This window comes from Bradyrhizobium sp. sGM-13, assembly GCF_018398875.1.
In the GTDB taxonomy this organism is placed as follows: Bacteria; Pseudomonadota; Alphaproteobacteria; order Rhizobiales; family Xanthobacteraceae; genus Bradyrhizobium.
The window spans coordinates 20088-28480 of record NZ_JAGWDK010000046.1; the positions used below are offsets into that span (position 1 = coordinate 20088).

Here is an 8393-nt window from a genome sequence, read left to right on the forward strand (position 1 = left end):
AGCGCATGAACAAGTGCGTTAAGCGGCCCGTCCCTGCGAGCCGCTACCTGTGTGCAATATCGCCTTTGCGAAATCCGAAATCGCATCGAGCGTCGCCTCCGGCGCTTCGCGATGCGGCTGATGTCCCGCGCCCGGAATCACAGTCACCTCGACCGGACAATAGCACTCTTCCCGAGCGATCTCGACCTGACGCATGGTCCCATACTGATCGTCCACACCCTGCAGGATCGCCACGGGCACGCGGATATAAGCGAGGTATTCGGAAATATCCCAGTTGCGGAAATTTGGATCGAGCCATGCGCCATTCCAGCCATAGAAGGCGTTGTCGACGTCCCTGTGCCAGCGTGAAAGCTTGCCCTTCAGGTTCGTGGTCTCATAGGCGGTCCGGATATTCGCAATCGACGCCACCGAAATATCCTCGACGATGAAATGCGGGGCGATCAGCGCGAGGCCCTGCACGCGGTGATCCTGATGCGAGCCCGCATAGATCGCCGCGATCGAGGCGCCGTCGGAATGGCCGAGCAGCAGGCCGCGGCGAAAGCCGATCTTGTCGAGCAGTTTTGGCAGCACGTCGAGCGCCTCGACGTGCATGTAGTCGAGCGGGCGCGGCAGTTTTACCGGCGTCGATGCACCATAGCCCGCGCGCGAATAGACGAATACGCCCGCGCCAGTCGCGGCCTGCAACTTGTCCGGAAAGTCGCCCCACAGGCCGGTCGAGCCGAGCCCCTCATGCAGCATTACGATAACAGGCGCGTGCTCGGGCGACGGGCCGATCATGCGGTATTCGAGATGGGAGGCGCCGACCGTGAGGAAGCCTGATGGGGTAAGGGTTGTCATGCTATTGGCTCTCTGAGACTGATCACGACGCTGCATCCTCACAGGCGTCGTCCCGGCCTTGAGCCGGGACCCATACTCCGCGGCCTCGCGTAGAGGCAGGTTCGCCGACGCCTTCCTTCAATGACGGACGGTGGTTATGGGTCCCCGCGTTCGCGGGGACGACGTGAGAGAGGTTACGATGCGCCATCCCGCAGCTTGAATCGTTGAATCTTCCCCGTTGCCGTTTTCGGCAGGCTATCCACCACGTCGATCCAGCGCGGATATTTCCATGGGCCGATCTTCTGCTTGACGTGTTCCTTCAACGCTTCATGCAGATCATCCGTCTTGGCGCCGGCGCGCAGCACGACGAAGGCTTTCGGCTTCAACAGTCCTTCGGGATCGGCTTCGGGCACGACGGCGGCCTCGAGCACGGCCGGATGGGTGATCAGCGCGCTCTCGACTTCGAACGGCGAGACCCAGATGCCCGAAACCTTGAACATGTCGTCGCTTCGGCCGCAGAACGTATAACGGCCGTCTGCATCGCGAGTATATTTGTCCCCGGTGCGGGTCCAGTGGCCTTCGAAGGTCGCACGGCTCTTGGCGCGCTGATTCCAATAGCCTTCGGCGGCTGAGGGCGCTTCCACCAATAGCTCTCCGACCTCGCCATCGGCCACGTCATCGCCCGCCTCGTTCACCAGCCGCACCTTATAGCCCGGCACAGGCTTGCCGGATGAGCCGTATTTGACGTCGCCCGGCGCGTTCGAGAGGAAGATGTGCAACAGCTCGGTCGAGCCGACGCCGTCGAGAATGTCAACGCCGAAGCGCGCCTTCCAGGCATTGCCGACAGACTCGGGCAGCGCCTCGCCCGCGGACGTGCAGATGCGCAAGCGCCTGCCGGCGCGCTCGTTCTTCACTGTTTCGTCATTGAGCATCGAGGCAAACAGCGTCGGCACGCCGTAGAAGATGGTCGGGTTGTACTTGTTCAGCAGCTCGAACATGCGTGCCGGCGTCGGCCGGTCGGCATTGAGCACGGTGCTGGCGCCGACCGACATCGGAAAGGTAAGCGCATTGCCGAGCCCGTAGGCGAAGAACAGCTTTGCCGCGGAAAGGCAGACGTCGTCTTCCCTGATGCCGAGCACCTGCTTCGCATAGGTTTCCGCCGTGGCCTGCAGATTGGAATGCAGATGCCGCACGCCCTTGGGCATGCCGGTCGAGCCTGACGAATAGAGCCAGAACGCCGGCTCCTCGGCATGGGTTTCCACGGTTGCGAAAGAATCGCCCTCCTTCGCCAACTCTTCGGAAAGCAGCTTGTGGCCGAACGAATTCTTGCCGGAGACCACGACACATTCGAGATCCGGCATGCGGCCGACAATGTCTTTCACGATCGGGTACAGCGCCTCTGAGACGAACAGCACCCGCGCCCGGCTGTCGGCCAGCACATAAGCATACTGCTCCGACGTCAGCAGCGTATTGAGCGGCACCGGCACGACGCCGGCGCGGATCGCCCCGAGAAACACCGCGGGAAAGTCCACGGTGTCGAGCATGATCATTGCCACGCGCTCTTCGCGGCGGACGCCGAGCCGGCGCAGCATGTTGGCAACGCGGCGGGTCTGCCGCTGCAGCTCGCCATAGGTGAGTTCGGTGACGGTGTCGGTGAAGGCGAGCTTGGCGCCGCGCCCCTCCTCGACATTGCGGTCGAGCAGCCAGGTCACCGCATTGTACGAACCGGACGTGCCGCTCACGACGCTTCTCCCCTGAGTTTTTAAGAATTATAATTCATACAAAGACACCAGCTACGCTTGCTGTCAATCCTCATCGGCATTATGTTTCCGAAATCCGTTCACCCCGACGCAATGCCGAACGAGGGAAATGACCGAGGCCAGCGACCCCGAATCCGGCTTTCTCGAGCAGCTTGGCCAGCGTGTGCGCACCATGCGCGCCCTTCGCGGCATGTCGCGAAAAGTGCTCGCAAAAGTTTCTGGAATTTCGGAGCGCTATATCGCGCAGCTCGAAAGCGGCAAGGGCAACGTCTCGATCGTGCTGCTGCGACGCGTGTCGAACGCGATGGGCGCGCATCTCGAAGATCTCATTCCCTCGGCCGAGCCCGCGCCGGATTGGGCCGTGATTCGCGATCTCTTGCGCAAGGCAACGCCGGCGCAGATCGCGCAGGCCAAGGATGCGCTGGCCGGCGGCGGCCTATCGGCGCAGCGGCGGATTTCCTTTGCCGGCATCGCCCTGATCGGCCTGCGCGGCGCCGGCAAATCCACCCTCGGCAGGATGCTGGCGAAGAAGATCGGCTGGAAATTCGTCGAGCTCAACAAGGAGGTCGAGGCGCAGAACGGCTTGTCCGTCGCCGAGATCATCGCGCTCTACGGCCAGGAAGGTTTTAGGCGCATGGAGCAGGCGGCAGTGACGCAATTGCTGGCGCGCAAGGAATTGATGGTGCTGGCGACCGGCGGCGGCATCGTCTCCGAGCCGTTGACCTTCGACCTGATCCTGTCGTCGTTCTACACCATCTGGCTCAAGGCCGAGCCGGAAGAGCACATGGCGCGCGTCCGCCGCCAGGGCGATTTGCGCCCGATGGCCGACGATCGCTCGGCAATGGCGGAATTGCGCAACATCCTGGTCAGCCGCGAACCGCTCTATGCGCGGGCGTCAGCCGTGGTCGACACCGCAGGCCTCTCCGTCGACGCGGCGGCGGCGCGGCTGAGCGATGCGGTCGCGCCGGTGCTGCATGACAAGCACGCGTTCGGCCTGCGCAGCGCGGTGTCCTGATCGCTTCGACGAAGGCGCCATTCGTGAACGGCCATTTCGGCCAAACCGAAGGTACCGCTCTACGGTTGCATTCGACGGCAAGCGCAATCGTTAACCACCGAGCAAGCTTCATGCGAGCTACGGCTGCAATACACGCTCGTCGCCATGACCGTCAGCTTGACGGTTGCGGGCATCCTGCACTATCTGGTGACGCCGAAGGTCGTCGCCCAATTCGAGGCGATCGCCGCGGCATTCAAGCATTAGCCTGGGTGCCCTCGAACTTCGGGCCTGCTCGCGATACTGATGGCGCATGAAGCTGCTTTTCCTCCATGGCTCACCCGCGGTCGGCAAGCTGACGGTCGCTAACGCTCTGCTCCGGATGGTGCCGGGCCGGCTGATGGACAATCACGCGGCGATCGATCTTGCGCGTACGATTTTCGACTTCGACGCGCCCGGATTCTGGGAGCTTGTCCACGAGGTCAGATCGTCGGCGCTCAATGCCGCGGCAGCGAACGGCGTACCGCTGCTGGTGATGACGTTCTGCTACGCCGGGCCGGACGATCGCGTCCAGTTCGCGAATTTCGAGGAGATCGTGCAGCGGCACCGCGGCGAGTTGCTGCCGGTCTTCCTGCATTGTTCGCGCGAAGAAGCGATGAAACGGGTCGGCAATCCCGACAGGGTAGCGCGGCGCAAGGTGGCTTCAGAGGAAGCCCTCACCAGATTTCTCGACAGCTACGACTTCACGGCAGTGCCGCGACCCGATTGCCTCCGGCTTGAGACCGAACTGAACTCGGCGGAGGCGACCGCGCAGAACATCGTCCGCCATTTCGGACTCACACCAGCATCGATTTGACCGATGCCGCCGCCTCGCGCAGGCGCGGCAGAAATTTCTCGACCATTTCTTCCGCGGACACGCGGTCGACATGCGCGCCCATGTTGATGGCGGCGATGATGGCGCCGTCGTAGCGGCGGACCGGCACCGAGACCGAACGGAAACCCGGCTCGGCCTCGCGATGGACCAGCGAATAACCCTGCGCGCGATCGGCGACGATCGTCTTCAGGAGCTGCTTCCTGTCGGTGACGGTGAACGGTGTCAGCGGCGCAAGCTCCATCCGGTCGAGCGCGGCGTCCACTTCGTCATCAGCCAGCCGCGACAGCAGCACGCGGCCAACCGAGGTGCAGAACGCCGGCAGCCGGTAGCCGATATCGATGCCTGACGAGAAGATTCGCGTAGGGCTGGCGCGCGCGACGAAGACGACGTCGTTGCCGTCGAGGATCGCCACCGACGAGATCTCCTGCGCCTCACTCGACAGCCTGTCCAACGCCGGCTGCAGCACGGAGACGACATGGTTAGAGGCGAGATAGCTTGATGCCAGCACCAGCACGCGCGGCGTCAGGCGGAACAGCTTGCCGTCACATGCGACAAAGCCGGCGCGTTCGAGCGTGAATAGGATGCGCCGCGCGGTCGCGCGCGGCAGCTCAGCCGCCTTGGCGAGGTCGCTAAGCGTCATCGGCTGCCGGCTGCCGCCAAATATTTCGAGCACGCGCAGCCCGCGGTCGAGGCTTTCGATGAAATCGGTCGCGCCGCGGTTGTCTGCGTCCGCCGCGCGCTTAAGCTTGGGCATCACTGCCTCCATAATCCGCTTGCGTCACGCCAAGCCTACGCTAAAATCGCACAAAAGTTCAATAGGCGAACAAATCCAGCTAGCGGAGATCCTCGCCATGATGAGCCAGGAAGCGAACGACCTGATCACCCGCACCGGCCGCAAGGACCCGTGCGGCAAGCTGATGCGGATGTACTGGCAGCCGGCGGCGCTGCTCGACGAGCTGCAGGGATCGCGGCCGGTTCGCCCGGTCAAACTGCTCGGCGAAAATCTCGTGCTGTTTCACGACGATCAAGGCCGCTACGGCCTGATCGATCGCCACTGCGCGCATCGCGGCGCCGACCTCGCGTTCGGACGGCTCGAGAATGGCGGATTGCGCTGCGCCTTCCACGGCTGGTTGTTCGATGTCTCCGGCCAGTGCCTGGAGACGCCGGCCGAGCCGAAGGACTCAAAGCTGTGCCAGGGCATCAAGCAGCGCTCCTACCCCGTGGTCGAGAAGAGCGGCATCCTCTGGGCCTATCTCGGCGAAGGCGAACCGCCGGCGTTTCCGGAGATCGACTGTTTTGTAGCGCCCGACAGCCATACCTTTGCGTTCAAGGGTCACATCAACTGCAACTGGCTGCAGGCGCTGGAAGTCGGCATCGATCCGGCGCACGCCTCCTTCCTGCACCGCTTCTTCGAGGACGAAGACACTTCCACCGCCTACGGCAAGCAGTTCCGCGGCGCGTCCGCCGGCAGCGACATGCCGATGACGAAGATTTTGCGCGAATACGACAATCCGATCATCAATGTCGAGCACACCGAATATGGCCTGCGCCTGATCGCGCTGCGCGAGCTCGACGAAGAGCGCACCCATGTGCGCGTCACCAATCAGCTTTTTCCGCACGGCTTCGTCATCCCGATGAGCACGGAGATGACGATCACGCAGTGGCACGTGCCGATCGATGACGAGAACTGCTACTGGTATGCGATCTTCACCTCTTACACGGCGCCGGTCGACAAGAAGAAGATGCGCGACCAGCGCCTCGAACTGTACGAATTGCCGGATTACAAGTCGCGCAAGAACAAGAGCAACGATTACGGCTTCGATCCGCACGAACAGGCGACCGCGACCTATACCGGCATGGGGACCGACATCAATGTCCACGACCAGTGGGCAGTGGAGTCGATGGGCCCGATCCAGGACCGCACCAACGAGCATTTGGGGCAGTCGGACAAGGCGATCGTGCAGTATCGCCGCCTGCTGCGGCAGGAGATCGAGAAGGCGGTGGGCGGCGAGAAGCCGATGCTGTTCCTCGACGCGGCGCACGCGCGCTCGATCCAGGGGCCTGCCACGATGGACGGCATCGGGCCCACGCAGGGCTGGGAAATCTACTGGATGGAAGTCGACGTCAAGCGCCGCCGCGGCGCGCCTTGGGCCGCGCCGGTGCCGGCGGAGATTGCGGGGAAGGTCCGGCATTTGTCGGCGGCGGAGTGAGGTCTGTGGCACCGTCATTCCGGGGCGATGCGACAGCATCGAACTCCGGTGCGCATTTGCGCACCAGAGAATCTCGAGGTTCCGGGTCTGGTCCTTCGGACCATCCCGGAACGACGGCCGGTGGGGGAGCAACGCGTTGAGTTTCGTCGAACGTCACGGGCTGTGGTCGAACGAGCAGCAGGAGGCCGCGAGCCGCCTGCGCAGGATCATCGAGGAGAAAAACCTCGAAGTCATCCGTCTCTCATTCCCCGACCAGCACGGCATCCTCCGCGGCAAATCGCTGGTCGCGAGCGAAGCGATCGCCTCGCTGGAAAGCGGCTGCTCCATCACCACGACCATGCTCGCCAAGGACACCTCGCACAAGACCGTGTTTCCCGTATTCACCGCCGGCGGCGGGTTCGGCATGAAGGAGATGGAAGGCGCCGCCGATGTCCTGATGATCGCAGACCCCACCACGTTTCGCGTGCTGCCGTGGGCGCCAACTACCGGTTGGCTGCTGTGCGATCTCTATTTCAACGATGGCCGTCCGGTGCCGTTCGCTACGCGGCATCTCTATCGCAGGGTGATCGATCAGCTCGGGCAGCGCGGCTACGATTTCGTTGCTGGCCTCGAGGTTGAATTCCATCTCTTCAAGCTCGAAGACGCGCATATGGCGCCGGAGGATGCCGGCCAGCCCGGACGCCCGCCTTCGGTTAGCCTGCTGTCGCACGGCTACCAGTATCTCACCGAACAGCGCTACGACCAGATGGAGCCTGCGCTGGAGATCATCCGCCGCGACGTGCTGGCGCTCGGCCTTCCCTTGCGGTCGGTCGAGGTCGAGTTCGGCCCGAGCCAGTGCGAGTTCACGTTCGCGCCGACCAAAGGCCTCGCGCCCGCCGACAACATGGTGCTGTTCAGATCGGCCGTAAAACAGATCGCGCGCCGCCATGGCTATCACGCGACCTTCATGTGCCGGCCGAAACTGCCGAACGTGTTCGCTTCGGGCTGGCACCTGCATCAATCGTTGGTGTCGCGCGCCAGCGGCGAGAATGCGTTCATGGCCGGCGACAAGGACGAGGTGCTGAGCCCGTTTGGACGCGCCTATCTCGCGGGACTCCTGGAGCACGCCCGCGCGTCCACCGTATTCACGACGCCGACCATCAACGGCTACAAGCGCTACCGCTCCTATTCGCTGGCGCCGGATCGCGCGATCTGGGGCCGCGACAACCGCGGTGTCATGATCCGCGTGCTCGGCGGTCCAGCCGATGCCGCCACGCGGCTGGAAAACCGCATCGGCGAGCCGGCGGCTAATCCCTACCTCTACATGGCCTCGCAGATTCTCTCAGGCCTGGACGGCGTCGACCGCAAGCTCGATCCGGGGCCGTCAGCGGATGCACCGTACGAGACCAAGGCGGCGTTGTTGCCAAAGAGCCTGCGGGAAGCGGTGTTCGCGCTGCAGGACGATCCGTTTTTCCGGCAGGCGCTGGGGGCCGAGTTCGTGGACTATTACGTCCACATCAAGAACGCGGAGATCGAGCGGTTTCAGGCCGAAGTGTCGGACTGGGAGCACCGCGAATATTTCGAGATGTTTTGAGGGGGATGACTCTCTCTCGTCGCCCCTGCGAACGCAGGGGCCCATACGCCGCGGCCGGTGGAATGGGCACGCGGGGAGACGGCTGAGTTTCAGCAATGTATGGTAGTGGTTATGGGGTCCCTGCGTTCGCACTAGGGCATGCACAGATCTGGTGCGGCGGATTGACTCG

6 protein-coding genes and 1 pseudogene are annotated in these 8393 nt (G+C 63.4%); 4 read left to right on the plus strand and 3 right to left on the minus strand.

The window, feature by feature from the left end:
- Positions 1-18: 18 nt before the first annotated feature.
- Positions 19-837, minus strand: coding sequence for an alpha/beta fold hydrolase (locus KJQ96_RS34440; protein WP_213290689.1), 819 nt, complete (start codon positions 835-837; stop codon positions 19-21).
- Between the two features lie 173 nt (positions 838-1010).
- A complete protein-coding gene (locus KJQ96_RS34445) occupies positions 1011-2558 on the minus strand; it encodes a benzoate-CoA ligase family protein (RefSeq protein WP_309142513.1) in 1548 nt (515 codons plus the stop codon).
- Positions 2559-2622: 64 nt separating this feature from the next.
- Here KJQ96_RS34445 and KJQ96_RS34450 point away from each other — a divergent pair.
- Together KJQ96_RS34450 and KJQ96_RS34455 are read left to right on the plus strand one after the other, a co-directional pair.
- A pseudogene (locus KJQ96_RS34450) lies at positions 2623-3591 on the plus strand (helix-turn-helix transcriptional regulator); the annotation flags it as partial.
- A gap of 289 nt (positions 3592-3880) precedes the next feature.
- Complete coding sequence (locus KJQ96_RS34455; RefSeq protein ID WP_213290691.1) at positions 3881-4423, plus strand: hypothetical protein; 543 nt, start codon at positions 3881-3883, stop codon at positions 4421-4423.
- Here the strand turns inward: KJQ96_RS34455 and KJQ96_RS34460 are convergent.
- Entirely contained in the window at positions 4404-5195 is a 792-nt protein-coding gene (locus tag KJQ96_RS34460; protein ID WP_213290692.1) for an IclR family transcriptional regulator C-terminal domain-containing protein, read from the minus strand. The genes KJQ96_RS34455 and KJQ96_RS34460 overlap by 20 nt on opposite strands.
- Positions 5196-5292: 97 nt before the next feature.
- On the opposite strand from KJQ96_RS34460, the gene KJQ96_RS34465 reads away from it, so the two are divergent.
- Together KJQ96_RS34465 and KJQ96_RS34470 are read left to right on the plus strand one after the other, a co-directional pair.
- Positions 5293-6651, plus strand: coding sequence for an aromatic ring-hydroxylating dioxygenase subunit alpha (locus tag KJQ96_RS34465; RefSeq protein WP_213290693.1), 1359 nt, complete (start codon positions 5293-5295; stop codon positions 6649-6651).
- Between the two features lie 136 nt (positions 6652-6787).
- Positions 6788-8224 carry a glutamine synthetase family protein gene (locus KJQ96_RS34470; RefSeq protein ID WP_213290694.1) on the plus strand — a complete coding sequence of 479 codons (1437 nt, stop codon included), beginning with the start codon at positions 6788-6790 and terminating at the stop codon, positions 8222-8224.
- The last annotated feature ends 169 nt before the right edge of the window (positions 8225-8393 follow it).

Bases quoted from the DNA above. Each gene is read 5' to 3' on its own strand.
- KJQ96_RS34460 (WP_213290692.1), bottom strand. From the start codon at position 5,195: ATGCCCAAGCTTAAGCGCGCGGCGGACGCAGACAACCGCGGCGCGACC.
- KJQ96_RS34440 (WP_213290689.1), bottom strand. From the start codon at position 837: ATGACAACCCTTACCCCATCAGGCTTCCTCACGGTCGGCGCCTCCCAT.
- KJQ96_RS34455 (WP_213290691.1), top strand. From the start codon at position 3,881: ATGAAGCTGCTTTTCCTCCATGGCTCACCCGCGGTCGGCAAGCTGACG.
- KJQ96_RS34465 (WP_213290693.1), top strand. From the start codon at position 5,293: ATGATGAGCCAGGAAGCGAACGACCTGATCACCCGCACCGGCCGCAAG.